At 62.9% G+C, this 16,049-nt stretch carries 16 protein-coding genes; 6 read left to right on the top strand and 10 right to left on the bottom strand.

Annotated features, from left to right (window positions below; genetic code table 11):
- Positions 1 to 105: 105 nt before the first annotated feature.
- From ACZ881_RS10530 to ACZ881_RS10500, 7 genes are all read right to left on the bottom strand, one after another.
- Positions 106 to 1,062 (bottom strand): ABC transporter substrate-binding protein, encoded by a 957-nt coding sequence (locus ACZ881_RS10530; protein WP_420178551.1) that lies wholly within the window; start codon positions 1,060 to 1,062, stop codon positions 106 to 108.
- Positions 1,059 to 1,802 carry an ABC transporter permease gene (locus tag ACZ881_RS10525; RefSeq protein ID WP_091468805.1) on the bottom strand — a complete coding sequence of 248 codons (744 nt, stop codon included), beginning with the start codon at positions 1,800 to 1,802 and terminating at the stop codon, positions 1,059 to 1,061. Before ACZ881_RS10525 ends, ACZ881_RS10530 begins: the two co-directional genes overlap by 4 nt.
- Positions 1,799 to 2,539, bottom strand: coding sequence for an ABC transporter permease (locus ACZ881_RS10520; RefSeq protein WP_476114974.1), 741 nt, complete (start codon positions 2,537 to 2,539; stop codon positions 1,799 to 1,801). Before ACZ881_RS10520 ends, ACZ881_RS10525 begins: the two co-directional genes overlap by 4 nt.
- Complete coding sequence (locus ACZ881_RS10515; RefSeq protein WP_476114970.1) at positions 2,539 to 3,633, bottom strand: ABC transporter ATP-binding protein; 1,095 nt, start codon at positions 3,631 to 3,633, stop codon at positions 2,539 to 2,541. The genes ACZ881_RS10520 and ACZ881_RS10515 overlap by 1 nt, the downstream gene beginning before the upstream one ends.
- Positions 3,634 to 3,787: 154 nt before the next feature.
- On the bottom strand, positions 3,788 to 4,969 hold the full coding sequence (rsgA, locus tag ACZ881_RS10510; protein ID WP_476114968.1) for a ribosome small subunit-dependent GTPase A: 1,182 nt from the start codon (positions 4,967 to 4,969) through the stop codon (positions 3,788 to 3,790).
- Positions 4,970 to 5,202: 233 nt separating this feature from the next.
- Positions 5,203 to 5,655, bottom strand: coding sequence for an NUDIX hydrolase (locus tag ACZ881_RS10505; protein ID WP_476114965.1), 453 nt, complete (start codon positions 5,653 to 5,655; stop codon positions 5,203 to 5,205).
- 29 nt (positions 5,656 to 5,684) lie between these two features.
- On the bottom strand, positions 5,685 to 7,481 hold the full coding sequence (locus ACZ881_RS10500) for a glycoside hydrolase family 35 protein (RefSeq protein WP_476114961.1): 1,797 nt from the start codon (positions 7,479 to 7,481) through the stop codon (positions 5,685 to 5,687).
- A gap of 50 nt (positions 7,482 to 7,531) precedes the next feature.
- Between ACZ881_RS10500 and ACZ881_RS10495 the strand changes: the two genes are divergently transcribed.
- Positions 7,532 to 8,563 (top strand): pirin family protein, encoded by a 1,032-nt coding sequence (locus ACZ881_RS10495; RefSeq protein WP_476114957.1) that lies wholly within the window; start codon positions 7,532 to 7,534, stop codon positions 8,561 to 8,563.
- 11 nt (positions 8,564 to 8,574) lie between these two features.
- Here the strand turns inward: ACZ881_RS10495 and ACZ881_RS10490 are convergent, their stop codons facing one another.
- A complete protein-coding gene (locus tag ACZ881_RS10490; protein ID WP_402934098.1) occupies positions 8,575 to 9,510 on the bottom strand; it encodes an N-acetylglucosamine kinase in 936 nt (311 codons plus the stop codon).
- 41 nt (positions 9,511 to 9,551) lie between these two features.
- Here ACZ881_RS10490 and ACZ881_RS10485 point away from each other — a divergent pair, with 41 nt between their 5' ends.
- The gene (locus ACZ881_RS10485) at positions 9,552 to 10,583 is read left to right on the top strand and encodes a nitronate monooxygenase (RefSeq protein WP_476114953.1); all 1,032 of its coding nucleotides are present in this window, start codon (positions 9,552 to 9,554) and stop codon (positions 10,581 to 10,583) included.
- On the opposite strand, the gene ACZ881_RS10480 is transcribed toward ACZ881_RS10485, so the two are convergent.
- Positions 10,558 to 11,532 carry a LysR substrate-binding domain-containing protein gene (locus ACZ881_RS10480; RefSeq protein ID WP_476114950.1) on the bottom strand — a complete coding sequence of 325 codons (975 nt, stop codon included), beginning with the start codon at positions 11,530 to 11,532 and terminating at the stop codon, positions 10,558 to 10,560. The two genes, ACZ881_RS10485 and ACZ881_RS10480, sit on opposite strands and share 26 nt — an antisense overlap.
- Positions 11,533 to 11,632: 100 nt before the next feature.
- Between ACZ881_RS10480 and ACZ881_RS10475 the strand changes: the two genes are divergently transcribed.
- The 3 genes from ACZ881_RS10475 to ACZ881_RS10465 are packed head-to-tail and all read left to right on the top strand — an operon-like array spanning position 11,633 to position 14,096.
- Positions 11,633 to 12,862, top strand: coding sequence for an MFS transporter (locus ACZ881_RS10475; protein ID WP_476114946.1), 1,230 nt, complete (start codon positions 11,633 to 11,635; stop codon positions 12,860 to 12,862).
- A 31-nt stretch (positions 12,863 to 12,893) separates the two neighbouring features.
- Complete coding sequence (locus ACZ881_RS10470; RefSeq protein WP_091468831.1) at positions 12,894 to 13,535, top strand: TMEM175 family protein; 642 nt, start codon at positions 12,894 to 12,896, stop codon at positions 13,533 to 13,535.
- 54 nt (positions 13,536 to 13,589) lie between these two features.
- Positions 13,590 to 14,096 (top strand): Lrp/AsnC family transcriptional regulator, encoded by a 507-nt coding sequence (locus ACZ881_RS10465; protein ID WP_026539896.1) that lies wholly within the window; start codon positions 13,590 to 13,592, stop codon positions 14,094 to 14,096.
- A gap of 10 nt (positions 14,097 to 14,106) precedes the next feature.
- Here ACZ881_RS10465 and ACZ881_RS10460 read toward each other — a convergent pair whose 3' ends face one another.
- On the bottom strand, positions 14,107 to 15,342 hold the full coding sequence (locus ACZ881_RS10460) for an MFS transporter (RefSeq protein WP_091468834.1): 1,236 nt from the start codon (positions 15,340 to 15,342) through the stop codon (positions 14,107 to 14,109).
- 174 nt (positions 15,343 to 15,516) lie between these two features.
- Between ACZ881_RS10460 and ACZ881_RS10455 the strand changes: the two genes are divergently transcribed.
- The gene (locus ACZ881_RS10455; RefSeq protein ID WP_091468835.1) at positions 15,517 to 16,032 is read left to right on the top strand and encodes an Lrp/AsnC family transcriptional regulator; all 516 of its coding nucleotides are present in this window, start codon (positions 15,517 to 15,519) and stop codon (positions 16,030 to 16,032) included.
- Positions 16,033 to 16,049: the final 17 nt, after the last annotated feature.

Here is a 16,049-nt window from a genome sequence, read left to right as displayed (position 1 = left end):
CACGGGTGATGGAGTTCAGCTGAGACTTGACTCACACATACGACGACGGCGGTGACGGTCCCGCGCGGGTCCGTCACCGCCGTCGTACGCGGTTTTGTTCAGATATTACTTGACGATGCCTTTGTCCTTCAGCCATGCGGCTGCGGCATCCTTGGGCGACTGCTTCTGGTCGCCGCTTACTGCGCGGTTCAGGTTGATCAGGTCGTCGGTGGTAAGGATCTTGGAAACGTTGTTGAGCGCTTCCTTGGCCTTGTCCGTCATCTTGGCTTCCTTGACCAACGGCAGGACCTGCTGTGCCTTGAAGTTGTTCTTCGGATCTTCCAGGACGACGAGGTCGTTATCTGCGATGGACGGCGTAGTGGTGTAGATGTCCGCCACCTGAACCTTGTCCTCCAGGAGAGCCTGGAGGGTCAGGTTGCCACCGCCGTCGTTGAAGGGCTGCAGGCCCTTGAGCTCGCAACCATAGTTGGCCTTCAGCCCCGGGAAGCCGTAGGCACGGGTCTCGAACGTGGCCGGTGCAGCCATGGTGAAGTCCTTGCAGACCTTGGCCAGGTCCTCGATGGACTTCAGCTGGTACTTCTCCGCCGTAGCCTTGGTGACCACCATGGCGTCCTTGGACTCGGCCTTGGCCGGCTCCAGGACCGCGAGGCCTTCCGGAAGCTTGCCTGGGAGCGCCTTGTAGACGTCCTCGGCAGATACCTCAGCGGCCTCCGTGTCCACATAGGAGAGAAGGTTGCCGGAGTAGTCCGGCACGAGGTCCACGGAGCCGTCCTGGACAGCCTTGAAGTAGATCTCGCGCGACCCGATGTTCGGCTTGGACGTGGCCGTGAGACCAGCCGCGTTGAGGGCACCCACATAGATCTCTGCGATGACCTGGCTCTCCGGGAAGTCTGCCGAACCGACTACCAGTGAACCTCCGGCGGAGGAACCGCTGGGCGCCGAGGTGGAAGGCGTGGCCAAGGGACTGCCGCCGCAGGCGCTCAACGCGAGGGCCACACCCAGTCCAGCAGCAAGGCCGCCGAGACCACGGCGCGTAAGAGTCATGGGGACGGGGTTTTTCATGATGTACCTCCTTGAACGGCAGCCCCGGCGGGAACCGTGGCTGTGAGATCGTCGGCTGCCTTCTGGCGGCCGCTTGAGTCGAGGGTCAGGCCGGGCGAGATGACGAGCCTTTGTATGCCGGCCAGGATCAGGTCCACTGCGATGGCCAACCCCGCGATGAGCAGGGAGCCTCCGAGCATCCTCGGGAAATCCTGCAGCACGAGGCCATCGAACAGATACCGGCCAAGCCCACCCAACGGAAGGTAGGCAACCACAGAGACTGTCGCGATGACCTGCAGAACCGCGGTGCGTATGCCGCCGAACATCACCTGCAGTCCGTTGGGCAGTTCCACGCGGAACAGGATCTGAAGTTCGGTCATGCCCATGGCCCGGGCAGCGTCCACCACCGTGGCATCAACGCTGGAAATGCCGGCATAGGTCCCGGCCAGAAGCGGCGGCACTGTGAGGATGACCAGCGCCCACACTGGAGGCATCAAGCCACTGCCGGCGAGCAACGCGAAGAGGACCAGCAAACCGAGCGTCGGGAGGGCACGCAATGCTCCGGCGACAGCCACTGCGACAACGCGGCCGCGCCCTGTGTGCCCGATGTAGAGACCGATTGGCACTGCGATGGCGGCGGCGATGAGTAGCACCAGTGCGCTGTACTGCAGGTGCTCCAGCAAGCGGGTGGGGATTCCACCGCTGCCGGTCCAGTTCTTGGGGTTTGTCAGCCAGGCAATGGTTTCAGCAAAGATGTTCATGCGGACGCTCCCGGGTCCGGGCGAAGGGCCGCGTGCGGCTTCGCGGGTCCCGCTTTGGGCTCGGTGAGCAAGGCGTTGCCATCCGGACGCGACGAACTTCCACCTGCCGCACGGGTCCATGGCGTCAGGAGCCGCTCCAACACCACCAGAACCGCATCCATTAACAGCGCCAACACCAGGATCGCGATGATGCCCACCACAACTTCGGTGACGAACGTGCGCTGCAGGCCGTCAGTGAACAGAACCCCAAGGTTGCCTACACCAAGCAGGGCCGCCACGCTCACTAGGGAGATATTGCTGACTGACACCACTCGAAGTCCTGCGAACAGCACAGGCAAAGACAACGGAAGGTCCACCTGGAAGAAGCGGGCCAGGGGTTTGAAACCCATGGCAACGGCAGCGCTTCGGAGGTCGTCATCCACGGAGTCGAAGGCGTCCATCGCGGCACGGACCAGCAATGCCACGGCATAGATGGTCAGTGCCACCACCACGTTCAGCGGATCCAGGATCCGCGTGCCGAGGATGGTGGGAAGAATGATGAAGAGGGCCAGCGAGGGAATGGTGTACAGCAATGAGGTGGCTGTTGCCACCACTGACCTGAGCGTGCTGTTGCGCCTGGCCAGTTGGGCCAAGGGAACCGAAATCAGCAATCCAAAGATCATGGGAATGATCGCGAGCACCATGTGCTGACCGGCCAACCCCAGGACCATGCCACTGTTGGCAAGGAACCACTCCATCAGGTGGCGTCCTCCCTGTGGTGCCGGACTTCTTCGATAAGTGCCAGGACTTCCGGCGCCTTCAGGACTCCGGCCACCCGGCCGTCGTCGTCAACCGCGACGCCAAGGCCCGACGGCGACGACAACGCCGCATCCAGCGCGCGCCGCAGCGTATCTCCCTTGCGGAAGAGCGAACCTCCGGGGATCAGCCCGGCGCCGTCCCGCGGTGAAGACCATCCGAGCGGCCGCGAATCGTCGTTGACAACCAGCGCCCACTCCCCCGATTGGCGGCCCGCGTGGTGGCCATCGGAAGGACTCACCATGGTGACAGGGTGCAGCGTCACGGCGTCTGCGGCGTTGAAGGCAAGGTGGCGGAAGCCGCGGTCGCGTCCCACGAAGGAGGCCACGAAGTCATTCGCAGGTGCCCGAAGGATCTCTTCAGGAGCCGCGTATTGCGCGAGCTTGCCCCCGACGGCGAAGACAGCCACCTTGTCACCAAGAACAGTGGCTTCGTCGATGTCGTGCGTGACAAACACAATGGTCTTGGCCAGTTCCCGCTGCAGACGCAGAAGTTCCTGTTGCAGTTCGTCACGGACCACAGGATCCACTGCGCTGAAAGGTTCGTCCATCAGCAGGACCGGCGGATCAGCAGCGAGCGCCCTGGCAACTCCAACGCGCTGCTGCTGACCACCCGAGAGTTGTGACGGGTATCGCTTGCCCAGGACGGAAGCCAGCCCGACGACGTCGAGCAGTTCCTCCGCGCGCTTCCGCGCAGCCGCCTTGGGTACGCCGTTGAGCCGTGGAACGGTGGCGATGTTATCCAGCACGGATCGGTGCGGAAGCAAGCCGGATGACTGCATGACATAGCCCATGGAGCGGCGGAGCTTGGCCGCGGGAACCTGGGAGACATCTTCCCCTGCAACAGTGATGGTTCCGCTGGTGGGCTCCACCATTCGGTTGATCATGCGCAGGGAAGTGGTCTTTCCGCAGCCCGAAGGGCCAACAAACACGGTTATGGCGCCCTTGTCGATGGACATGGTGAGAGAATCCACCGCCGGTTGCCCGCCCTGGTATTGCTTGGTGACGCTCTTGAAATCAATCATGGCTTCGGCCATACCCGGGCTTACCTATCTGTGGTAGAGAACATCGGTAGAGCCAGATGATCATATGCACTCTTATTACTTGGCTGCAAAGCAATCTTCACCCAGCGTAGCCAGCACCACCGGCGATGTCAGCGTCGCCACGAGTTCCGTAATGAATCGGCAATGTTCAGCGTTTTCGTCGCTTGCCGCCCTTTCCGGTCCGTTCCTCGGCTTGGTCGTGCTTGTAACGTTCCGCTGCACGCTGGCCTCGGTCCGCTGACATCACCCTTTGGTGCCATTCGCGCTGGTAGGCACGGCGGGCCGCAGCGTCATGCTTCCTGGCCAAGGCCGCCAGTTCGCGTTGCAGCTTCAGGTAGCTGGCCCAGCGCCGGGGATCCAGGATTTCCTCCGCGAGCGCCTCCTGGACTGCGCATCCCGGCTCTGCTTGGTGGGCGCAGTCCGTGAAGCGGCACCGGGAGAAAAGTTCCTCCAGATCGCCGAACATCTCGTCCATGCCCTCGTCGGCGTCGAAGAGCCCGAACCCGCGGACTCCCGGCGTATCCATCAGCACGGAGCCGCCCGCCAGAGGTACCAACTCCCGCGAGGTGGTGGTGTGTTTGCCCTTGCCGTCGCCTGCCCGGACCTCGCCTGTCTGCTGGAGCTCACGCCCCGCGAGGGCGTTGATAAGCGTCGATTTCCCGGCACCGGAAGGACCCAGGAGAACCAAGGTGGCGCCTTGAGGAATTCGCTGCATCAATTCGTCGAGGCCATCGCCCTGCTCCGCGGAGGTGGTAACGACGTCAACGCCCGCGGCCTGAAGGATGACTTCCTCCACGACGTCGTCCGCGAGGTGGGCGAGGTCAGCCTTGGTGATGACCACCAGCGGCGTGGCGCCGGAGTCCCACGCAGCCACCAATGTCCGTTCAAGTCGGTTATGGGTCAGCGGACGGTCCACAGGGACAACCACCGCAACAATGTCGATGTTGCTGCCCAGTATCTGTTCTTCCGACGAGGCTTCAAAGGCCCGCTTACGGCTCAGCGCCGAATGGCGGGGAAGGACCTCGACGACGGCGGGCTCGCCAGCGTTGTTGTGGCCGAGCCATACCCAGTCTCCGGTGGCCGGAACAACCCCATGCGTGGGATAGGGCAAATGCAGGAGACCTTCGGCCGATGCGACGAGCACCCGGTTCCTGTCCAGGCGCACTACGCGGCCGGGTGTGGCCGTTTCCTGGTTCCCTGGGGCGCTGTGGGCGCGGAAAAGCTCCGCGGTTTTGTCGGTGAAGCCGTACTCCACTGGTCCGTTTGATTGGTGAGTGGGCAGCTGCTTGATGGAACTAAAAGAAGGGTCGCTTAAAGCGTAAGTGTTCAATGTAATGCCTCTGAGGAGGCCCGGCTGCCTAGTTTTGGCAGGCTGATGCCGGGGCAGGAATGGTGGGCTGATGACGGCGCGCCGCAACTGAGTGCGGGGCGCGCAAGATCGTGGCAATCATCAAATCCACCTCCTCGGCATCCAGGCCGGCAGCTGATGGGCCGGCAACGATGTTCAGCGTAGCCAACATCGGGCCCTTTTGGCTAGGCCTTATGGCCCACCTTCCGGTTGGCTTAGCTCAGCTTCCCGTCCGCCGGGCGCTCCCGGTGCAGGCGCAGTGCCGTGTCCACCAACGACACCCGGTTGAGTTTCCCAATGTCCTTCAGGGGGATCCACGCGGCGTGCGTGGTGCTCCCGTCCACCTCATGGGTCAGTTCTCCGCCCACCACCGTTGCCTCGTAGACCAGTCGGATGGCCTGAAAATCCTTGACCGAACCGTCGGGGCGGACATCAGCAGGCCAATGGCCGACGTCGATACCCAGCATGCGATCAATGCGCGCTTCATACCCGGTTTCCTCGAAGACTTCACGCCTGCAACCGTCCACCGGATGTTCCGCCAGATCCAGGCCTCCGCCCGGTAGCGTCCAGCCTTCCTTGCTGTCCTGCTTCCAGTACGCAAGCAGGATCTTGTCCTCTTGGACAATCACGGCGTAAGCGGCTGGGCGGGTATCGAACTGGAGGGTCATGGAGTCAGCATAAATCCTCGGGCCGGACTCTACGGAAGCTCGGCCGCCGAGATCGGACCTGCTTCTTCCGGACCCAAGTCAGGCGCTTCGCGAAGTTCGACGACGGTCCCTGGTTTCCCGAGTTCCAGCACCTTGATGCTGTTTCGGCCGGTTTTAAGCAAAGGAGCCGGTGCGTAGAGCGTCACCTGTGGGCCCTTATCCCAATACCTGCCCAGGAGGAAGCCATTGAGCCAGACGAAGCCCTTCCCCGAGTCGGGCAAGGCAATGTAGGTGTCGGCCGGTTCCCGGACCTCGAAGTCGACGCCTGCCAACCCCTCAAGGTCTTCCTGCGTCCAGTCTGCGAGGGCAACAGGTGTCTGCGTCCAGTGGAAGGTGTAGCGCTGGTTGACGAGGACGCCGCCCAGAATTCCCTTCCCATGACCCGTCAGAGGTCCGTAGTTGATGCGGCCGAGGTTCTCGACCAGGATCTCAAGCTTGGCGGGGATGCCCGTGCCGATGACGGGCAACCCCTCGGAACCGTTGACGTCGTCCAGGACACCAGCAAAGGTGCCGTCCACCCACACGTAGGCACGGTCATTCAGGCCAGTGATCTTCATCCGGCTCTCCGAGGGAGCGTCCGGACGGCCAGGAAGGATGGCTTCGGCGGCGTAGAGGATCATGCCCGCGTCGAGTCCCAGCTGCTCGAAGCTAAGTGGCCTCACGCTGCTGACAGGTTTGCCGGCTTCCCGCACAAGCTCCAGCAGGTCCGGGCCCGCGGTCAGAGGCAAGGACTGCGCCGGAAGTACCGGTGCGTCAGCCAACAACTCCAGAGGGAGGTCGGGTAGCTCCTCTATGCCCCGTGCCCGGAAGAACTCCCTGCGGAAAGCATGGAACTTGGGCGTCAGGGCCCCGTTCTCTGCGATGGGGGCGTCTGAGTCGTAGCTGGTAACCGTCGGCTGCAGCATGGTGCCATCGTGATTGCTGCCGGAAGTGAGGCCGAAGTTAGTCCCGCCGTGGGCCATATAGGCGCAGAGTGAGCCACCGAGATCGAGCATCTTGCGTGCTTCCAACGCGGCGTCCTCGGCGTCCCGGCGGTGATGGTGTTCGCCCCAGTGGTCGAACCAGCCGCCCCAGAACTCAACGTTGAAGAACGGCTCGCCGGGCCGGCGTCGCTGCCATGTGGCCACCGCTTCGTCGCCCCGGCTTCCCAGCGTTGCGGTCGCCCAGGTTTCCTCGATGGAACCGCCGTCGAGGAAATAGTCCGTGCCGCCGTCGGCCGTGAACAGGAGCTCAGTGATGCCGCGATCCTCCAGGACGCGTCGGTTCCAGCGGATGTACTCGTGATCGTCGCCGTAGCTGCCGTATTCGTTTTCAATCTGAACGGCCACCACAGGACCGCCCGCTGACGCCTGCCGTGAGGCGATGATCGGGAGGAGCTGATCGAACCACTCCTCGATGGCACCCGTGAATTCCGGGTCCATGCAGCGCAGGCCGATGCCGGGAATGCCAGTCAGCCAGGCGGGGAAGCCACCGTTGTCCCACTCGGCGCAGATATACGGGCCAGGGCGGACAATGACGTCGAGCCCCTCCTCGGCCGCCAGGTCAATGAAGTGGCCCAAGTCCCGCCAACCACTGAAGTCCGGCGCCTCATCGCGCGTAGGCTGGTGGAAGTTCCAGGCAACATATGTGTCCACCGTGTTAGCGCCCATCGCTTTAAGCCGACGCAGCCGGTCCTGCCACAGGTCCGGGTGTACACGGAAGTAGTGGATGGCTCCGGCGAGGATGCGATACGGTTCACCCGAACGGTAAAGGACTGCGTCTCGGTAGCTCAGGAGGGCGTTGTTCACGTGGAACAGATTAGCTCAATTTCCAACATTTATGCACAGGTGATGATCGCATGACCAATCTTGATACTTCCCCCGCAGAGGAAGTCTGCCCCGCGGTGCCGGAAGGTCAAAGTCCCTGCGTTCAGTTGTGGCCCGAGCGCGAGGTTCCTTTGGGCGGCGTGCGCGCCATGAACGTCATGAGGACGCTGCCCCAGCGGGGACTGCCGACTGTGGGTGCCTGGTGTTTCCTGGACAGTTTCGGTCCCGACCGGGTGGCCATGAGCGTACTCCCCCACCCACACTGCGGACTTCAAACTGTCACATGGCCCCTGGAAGGCGCCGTACGGCACCGCGACAGCGTAGGCAGCGATGTAGTGGTCCGGCCCGGCGAGCTGAACATCATGACGGCAGGCCATGGCATCTCCCATTCCGAGTTCTCCGTCCTTCCGGCCACTACCGAGACCGGGTCCAGTCCACTGGTGGAAGAAATTCCGATGTCCCGAGGACTCCAGCTGTGGGTTGCCCTTCCGGACGAGCACAGGCACCGTGCGCCGTCATTTGAACAGGTGAGGGACCTGCCGGTAGCGGTGGGCGAAGGCTTTACGGCCACCGTGATGGTGGGCGAATTTGCCGGACAGCGCTCCCCCGCCACGATGTTCAGCCCGATTGTTGGAGCCGACATCACGGGCACGGGGTCCCTCGAATTGCCCTTGCGGCCCGATTTTGAGCACGCCGTACTGGTCCTGGATGGCCACGTCGTGATCGATGGCCAGGACATCGAGGCTGGTCCCCTGGCCTACTTGGGGGCCGGCAGGTCCAGCCTTGCCGTCCAGACGCAGCCGAACACCCGCTTCATGCTCCTCGGCGGCGAACCGTTCGGCGAAGACCTGCTCATGTGGTGGAACTTCGTGGGCAGGACGCATGAGGAAGTGGAAAAGGCCCGTGAGGAGTGGGAAGCCGAAGGATCGCTCGACGACGACGCTGCCGCCAGCTCACGCTTCGGCTTCGTCCCCGGGCATGGTCCTGATGCAGGACCGGAGGCTGGCCGTATTCCCGCCCCGCCGCTCCCGGGCGTCAAGCTACGGCCACGAACCCGCGGCTAAGTTTTGTACGGTTAATCCCGCTGCTCCGCTACGAGCCGCGGGACGCCGAACACGGGATCCTGTTGAAGAATGCGCACATCAGTAATGCCGTTTTGGGCCAGCCTGGCCTTGAACGCTTCCTGTAGCCGCGGGACGTTCATGCCAAGTCCGCTGCCGAGGATCACTGGACCGTCCAGGCCCAATTGACGGACGGCCTGTTCGGCGAGTTCAGCCAAGTCGCGGCCTGCTTGCTCCACTAGTGCCCGACTCATGTCGTCACCGGCGTCGGCGGCTTCCACTACCAACCGGGCCTGCTGCGCCCAGTAGCGGCGGCCGGTGTCAGGGGAGTGGAACAGTGCGATCAGCTTGCCGGGTTCCTCCACACCGACGGAGTCCAACAGTGCACGGCTGAGCCGGTCAGGCTCCAGGCCTTGGTTCATCCGGCGCAGGCTGTGCCGAACGGCCTCGCGCCCCAGCCAGTAGCCGCTTCCTTCGTCGCCCAGGAGATAGCCCCAGCCACCTGCCCGGGCTTCCTCGCCGGCGTCGTTCTTTCCCCACGCGGCCGAGCCGGTCCCGGCAATGACCGCGACGCCCGTGCCCGCTCCCCCAGCCGCCAGCAACAGCCGTGAATCGTGAACCACCGTGATGCGGGCACCTGGGGCGTGCGGTGCGATGAGGTCGGCGAGCGCCTGGGCGTCTTCGTCCGTATCGATCCCCCCTGCACCGGCGTACACCTGGTCAATGTGGCCGCCACCGATTTTCCCGAACAACTCAGCGAGGTTCGCTGCGGCCACTTCCCGGCTAACATTTTGGACGTTGGAGCTGCCTGCGCTCTCATCCCGGACCGGCGATCCGTTGAGGAACCGCACGCCGCGGGTTTTCGTGCCGCCGATGTCGAGGCCGATGACAGTGCCGCTCACGGCTTCCGGGGCGGCGTGGGAATGCGTGGCAGAGTCAGGATTGTTCACCGTGAAAGACTAGCTTGGAGCGTCCGGAGGAGAAACCGCACATGCCTGAATCCCTGTTTGGTACACCGTTTGTTGCAGCTCCCATGGCCGGGGGAACGTCCACGCCGGCGTTGGTGAAAGCAGTTCATGAGGGTGGTGGACTGGGTTTCATCGCTGCCGGCTACAAGGGCCCCGAAGCCATGACGGCTGAAATTGCTGCCACGCGGGAACTTAATATTCCGTTTGGCATGAACGTGTTCGTACCGGACCCAAGCCAGCTCCCGCCCGGTCCTGAAGCACGGGCGGAACTTGAGGCATACCGGGCGGAACTGGAACCCGAAGCGGCCCGTTACGGCGTGACACTACCTCCCCTCCGGCTCGATGACGACGACGCCTGGCAGGACAAGATCGATGCCCTGCTGGCCGACCCCGTGGAGTTCGTGAGCTTCGCTTTCGGCCTGCCGGGAAAGCCGGTGGTCCAGGCCCTGCAAAAAGCAGGCACCAGGGTCATTTCCAGTGTTACCAGTGTGGACGAGGCTCTTGCGGCTGCAGAGGAAGGCCCCGATGCCATCGCAGTGCAGCACAGCTCCGCGGGCGGACACACGGCAGCCTTCCTGCCTTGCCGGCAGGGACCAGCAGCCCGTACGACGGCGGAACTGGTGGCCCAGGTGCGTGCCGCCGTCGGACTTCCCCTCATCGCTGCCGGAGCCATCATGAATACCGCAGTGCTGCGCGACGTGCTGGCCGCTGGCGCGGTAGCAGCGCAAGTCGGGACCGCCCTGGTTCGGACTGACGAGAGCGGTGCACGGAAACCGCACAAGGACGCGCTGGGCGACCCCGGATTTACGGAGACAGCAATGACCCGGGCATTCACGGGGCGCTGGGCACGTTCGCTGGTCAATGAATTCGTCCGCGACCATCAGGACGCGCCGGAGGGTTATCCGGCCATCCACCACCTCACCAGCCCCGTCCGGGCTGCATCATCCGCGGCAGGTGATCCCCATCGCCTCAACCTGTGGGCAGGGACCGGCTGGCAGCAGGCCAGGGAAGGATCTGCGAAGGACGTGGTCAGGGAGTTCCTGAACGGGCTCTGACAAGTTCGGCGAGCAAGTCGCCGCCCTCGGTGACCACGAGTTCCCGGAACAGCCTGACGGCGTCCGGTTCGAAACTCCGCTCCCTCCAGGCGATACCGATCTGCCGGAATGCCAGGTCCGATTCGATAGCCACTTCAACGAGCCCAAGTTCGGCCTCGGGAAGGAACTGGCCGGTCCCTGAACCGGGTCCCGCTGGCGGCAGGATGCTAAAGCCCAGCCCGGCCGAGACCAATCCACGGGCAGAGGTGGACTCCTGGACTTCAAAAGCAATCCGCGGCCTGAATCCGGCTTCGCGCAGGAGCGCTTCGCCCAACGCCCGAAGGCCCACCCCCTCCGGGAGGGTGATGTACGGTTCGTGCCGGAGTTCGGAGAGGCGGACGCTGGACTTTCCGGCCAGATGGTGCCGGTAGTGCAGCACCGCGCGCAATGGCTCGCGGTACAAAGGCAGAGCACGAATACCCCGCCCCTCCGGCGCGATGGGTGCCGTCAACGCGAAATCCATGTCCCCGTTAGCCAGCTGCCTCAGGCAATCGTCGCGTGGACCCTGCCAGAGTTCGAACACAGTGTGCGGGTGGTGTGCGCGGAAGGCGCTGATGAGCAAGGGAAGGGTGGCTTCACCGAAGGTGTGTTGGAACGAAACCCCGATCCTGCCCCTCACAACGTCAGATTCGTGCCGCACCCTGTCCAGCCCGGCTTGGAAGTCCTCCAGCGCTGCTTCGATGTAGGGCAGCAGCGTCCGCGCGGCCGGTGTCAGGCGAATGCCACGACCCTCGCGGATCAGCAGGTCCATCCCCACGATGGCGCTGGCCCGTGCAACGGCCCTGCTCACTGTCGACTGTGGAACGCCGAGGATCTCGGCTGTTTCGGTCATGTGTTCCGTCCGGCCGAGTTCCGCCAAGACAGGCAGCAGAGGGAGCAGTTGAACGAGCTGTTGGTGATCGGGTTCCATAAAGCTCCATTATTGGCAGGATCAATTCATGCACTATTGCATCAATCCTAAGTGACCTATGCATTGGAACATGGTGTCCACCCAGCCCTAATCTGGCTCGGTGAGCAAAGCAACCTCCAAGCCCAGCACCGACTCCTGGGAGGGACACGTCAAAGGTTCCCGCGGTTATAGTCGCGTCCTGGCCGCTTTGGCGCTTGCCGGGGTTGCGACCTTCGCGCAGTTGTACTCCACGCAGGCCGTACTTCCACTCATGGCCGCGGACCTCCGGATCACGGCGGCCGAAGCGGCCTTGAGCATTTCCCTCGCCACTGTGGGCTTGGCAGTCACTGTGCTGCCGTGGTCCTTTGCGGCCGACAGGATTGGCCGGGTCCGCGCCATGGCCATCGGCATCGCCGTCGCCACGCTGTTGGGGTTGCTGGTGCCTCTGGCGCCCACTGTGCCCTGGCTGCTGGGGCTCCGAACTCTGGAAGGTATGGCCCTGGGCGGAATCCCGGCCATCGCCATCGCCTATCTCAATGAGGAAGTTACTAAAATCCATACGGCCCTCGCCGCTGGAACTTACGTTGCCGGAACTACCTTGGGTGGTTTGGCCGGGCGTTTGGTCGCCGGACCTGTTGGAGAACTTTGGGGGTGGCGCGCCGCGGCGCTGGCTGTTTCCCTGCTGGCCACCGTTTCAGCAGTCTTGTTCCTGGTTCTTGTTCCGAAGCAACGCCGGTTCAGTCCCGCCCCGCCCATGGGATTTCGCGGCGCCCTGCGAACCCTCGGCCGGCACTCGAGTAATCCCAAGTTGGTGTCGCTGTACCTGCAGGCCTTCCTGCTCATGGGTGGCTTTGTTGCCGTTTACAACTACCTCGGATTCCGATTGCATGCCGAACCTTTTGGACTTCCTGCCACCGTAGTCAGCCTGATTTTCCTTGCGTACCTATCCGGGACTATCAGCTCACGATGGGCCGCGGGGCTGACCACCAGGTTCGGTCGGCGGAACGTCCTGGTGGCAGGTATTGCCATCATGTCGGCGGGCTTGGCAATGACGTTGGTGGAGAATCTCGCAGCCACCCTTGCCGGGCTGGTGATCTTCACTGGGGGCTTCTTCGCCGCCCATAGCGTTGGGTCCGGATGGACGGGAGCTATTGCCACCACGGGCCGGGCACAAGCAGCGTCCCTGTACAACCTGTCCTACTACCTGGGTTCCAGCGCCATCGGTTGGGCGGGCGGGCTTGCCTTTCAGGCTTTTGGGTGGTCGGCTTTGGCGTTGAGCGTCATCGCACTGTCATGTACGACGGCGGCAGTCACCTTGATAGTGCACCGCCCACGGCTAAACTCCCGCTGATTTCAGCCGGGCTGCCCCTACAATCGGAGGCATGACACAGGTCACGAAAAGCCGGGAACTGTCGTCGCCGGAGCGTTTGCAGGCGTTTACAGATGCCGTGGTGGCGATTGCTTTGACGTTGTTGATCCTGCCCCTCATGGAGAGTGTGGGTGAACTGGCGGACCACGATGGCACAACGGCCGAGTGGTTGGCGGAAGAACAGTACGCCTTGCTCGGGTTTGTCCTAAGCTTCATCCTGATTGCCGTTTTTTGGGTGCACCACCACAAGCTGTTCCGCAGCGTCAAGCGCGTGGACCCGGGCTTGTTGTGGCTGACGGTGGCATGGATGTTCACCATTGTGGTGATGCCCGTGGCCACATCACTGTCCACCCAGATGCAGTCTGACTGGGCGCAGCCCCTTGTCTACATTGGAACCCTGTTCGCCACCAGCCTCATGCTCCTTCTGGCCCGTGCCTATTTGCGGACCCACCCCGATCTCCACACCATGGATGACGCTGATGCGGTGTCAGGAATTCGAGCGAGCGGCATCGTTTCCGGACTTTTCCTGTTGGCGCTTGTTTTGGCCCTTGTCATTCCGGGCGCAGGAAACTGGCCGCTGCTGGTGATGCTGCTTAGTGAGCCTCTCCAACGGCTTGATCGGAGATGGGCCCGCCGACGCCCCGCCAAACGATAGTCACCTGAAGATTTCACGGATTAGGATGGACAAGAGGCAATTTCAGGAGGATCCGTGAGCAACCCCACGAAGAATGTTCGGTCAAGCCCGGGCAGCGCAGAGCCGCTCGACGCGATCGACGAACGAATCCTCGCCGCGTTGGTGGACGACGCCCGGATCTCCAACAAGCAGCTGGCTGAACTTGTAGGAATCGCCCCCTCCACTGCCCTGATGCGCACCAGGGCGCTCTCCGAACGGGGAATCATTGAGGGATTTGAAGCGGTCTTGAGCCTGCCGGCCATCGGCCGTTCTGTTCAGGCCCTCATTGCGGTTCGCCTCCGCGCCCATGACCGTGATCAAATCGACCGCTTTACGGCGCGGGTTCCCAAACTCCCGGCCGTCATTTCCACTTTCCACACCACCGGTTCTGTGGACTACCTGCTGCACATCGCCGTCGCCAATACGGACGACCTCCGCAACTGGCTCCTGGACAACCTCGCCACCGATCCCGTGGTGGGTCACACGGAAACCACCATGGTGTTCCAGCACATTCCCGGCAACCGGGGACCGCTGCCCGAATAAACGGAGCAGCTCAGGAACGCAAGGCGCTTCGAAGGGACACCGCCGCAAGCGACAAGGCAGCCAGGCCGCACAAAGCAGTGAAACCCACGACGGCGGGCTGCAGGCCGAGCGCCGAGACAGCCAGCCCCAGCCCAATCACCGGAACAGCACTCCCCAGATAAGTGATGACGTAGACGGTGCTGATGACCTGGGCGTGGCGGGCGGCTTCCACTTTCCCGGCCACTTCGTTGAATACCTGTCGAAAAGCAATCCCTTGTCCCACTCCGGCGGTGATGCTTGCTGCCACCAGCAACCAGGGGCTGGACCATGCTGCGGCGGCTCCCACCAAAACAACCGAGACCCCCAGTACGGCAAGCGCCACGGGGACAACGAAACGCCCGCGTGCACCCAGCAGTTGGCTCAGGGCTGAAGCTCCCAAAGTGACGCCGGCAAGCAGTCCGATCAGCGGCCTGGAATCGGCGTGGACAACGCTGGCGAAATACCCGGGCGCCAAGGACAGGCAGAAGCCGAACACCGCGAAACTCAGGAACCCGGTAGCCGAAGCCATCCAGAATGCTCCGCGCGCATCATGCGATATGGACGGCTTCCGGGGGGCAAGGACCTTCAGTGGCTTCGGTCCTTCCGCCGGTGCGATGGCTGGCCTGGCTTTCAACAGCCACAAGGGAATGAGGGCAGCTACCAATACCGCGGAGTGCACATAGTACGGAGTGCGTGTCGGGTCCGGCAGGAGCGACAAGAGACCACCGATTGCAGGGCCCGCGGCCACGCCGCCGGCAGAGGAAAGCAACGTAAAGCGGGACGCCCAGTCGGGCCGCTGGGGCAGTAATTCGCGCAGTGCAGCGGAACTGGCTCCCGTGGCTAGTCCAACCGCCACGCCTTGCAGCGCCCGGCCCAGGGACAACGTGATGAGAGTGTCCGCGTTCGCGAAGATGACGCCTCCCGCCAAACCGACGAGGACAGCGAGCACCAGCGCTGCCCTCCGCCCGATGTGGTCCGACCAATGGCCCGCCACCATGAGAACGGCTACGAGTGCGAGGACGTAGCTGGAGAACGCAACCGTCACGCCGAGCGAAGACATGCCGATCCTGGCTTGCAGCAACGGGTACAAGGGCGTAGCCAGGTTGGCGCCGACCAGCAGCGTAAAGATTACAACCCCGGCCAGGACCAACCTGGCAGTGGTGGAGGCATCCCATCCCCAGCGTTCGGCGGTAACCGGACGCATGCGGAGTTCGCTCAAGACGGTCATTTTCCATGCCTTCGGACTCGGTGGCCGGACTGTTTGTTTCCTTGTGAGAATTGCAGCCCAGCTATGTAGTGATGGCAATAGAATGCAGTAGCACTGATCTTTGAGGACTATCAGAATGCAAGAATTGAGCAGAATACTCAAAGTAGTACGAGCCAAGTGAGCTGGAGTGACCATTTGAACACCCTTGACCCCCTGGACCTGAAGATCCTCTTGGAACTGATCAAAGACCCCCGCATCCAGATCGCGGAGTTAAGCGACGAACTGGGCATAGCACGCAATACAGCCCAAAGCAGGGTCAAGCGCCTTCTCCGTTCAGGCGTGCTGCAAGCCGCTGGGCGGGAAGTGGACCTCGAAAAGGTAGGCTACGACGTCGTCGCTTTCGTCACGATTGAAGTCACCCACCGGGAACTCGACGGCGTCATCGGCGCCTTGCGCCTGATCCCCCAAGTGTTGGAGGTCCATGAAATCTCAGGCCGCGGCGATCTGTGGTGCCGCGTGGTGGCAACGGATACACACAACCTCCAGTCAGCTTTGCGGTCAGTACTCCGTACCAAGGGAGTCATCAGGACCGAAACAGTGTTGGCCCTGCACACCCATATCCCGTACCGCACTGAGCCCCTCATCGGGAGAATGGCTGCAACACCAACACGGTCCAGGCAAGAAGGCCGGAGCGCGAGCCCAGAGGCCTGAACGCACTAGGCTTTTAG

Source organism: Paenarthrobacter sp. TE3676 (genome assembly GCF_056279165.1).
This window is presented reverse-complemented; position numbering and strand designations above follow the sequence as displayed.

What these genes read in the sequence shown, in the direction of transcription:
- ACZ881_RS10530 (WP_420178551.1), bottom strand. Translation starts at nt 1,062, where the DNA reads ATGAAAAACCCCGTCCCCATGACTCTTACGCGCCGTGGTCTCGGCGGC.
- ACZ881_RS10525 (WP_091468805.1), bottom strand. Translation starts at nt 1,802, where the DNA reads ATGAACATCTTTGCTGAAACCATTGCCTGGCTGACAAACCCCAAGAAC.
- ACZ881_RS10520 (WP_476114974.1), bottom strand. Translation starts at nt 2,539, where the DNA reads ATGGAGTGGTTCCTTGCCAACAGTGGCATGGTCCTGGGGTTGGCCGGT.
- ACZ881_RS10515 (WP_476114970.1), bottom strand. Translation starts at nt 3,633, where the DNA reads ATGGCCGAAGCCATGATTGATTTCAAGAGCGTCACCAAGCAATACCAG.
- ACZ881_RS10505 (WP_476114965.1), bottom strand. Translation starts at nt 5,655, where the DNA reads ATGACCCTCCAGTTCGATACCCGCCCAGCCGCTTACGCCGTGATTGTC.
- ACZ881_RS10495 (WP_476114957.1), top strand. Translation starts at nt 7,532, where the DNA reads ATGACCAATCTTGATACTTCCCCCGCAGAGGAAGTCTGCCCCGCGGTG.
- ACZ881_RS10485 (WP_476114953.1), top strand. Translation starts at nt 9,552, where the DNA reads ATGCCTGAATCCCTGTTTGGTACACCGTTTGTTGCAGCTCCCATGGCC.
- ACZ881_RS10480 (WP_476114950.1), bottom strand. Translation starts at nt 11,532, where the DNA reads ATGGAACCCGATCACCAACAGCTCGTTCAACTGCTCCCTCTGCTGCCT.
- ACZ881_RS10470 (WP_091468831.1), top strand. Translation starts at nt 12,894, where the DNA reads ATGACACAGGTCACGAAAAGCCGGGAACTGTCGTCGCCGGAGCGTTTG.
- ACZ881_RS10460 (WP_091468834.1), bottom strand. Translation starts at nt 15,342, where the DNA reads ATGACCGTCTTGAGCGAACTCCGCATGCGTCCGGTTACCGCCGAACGC.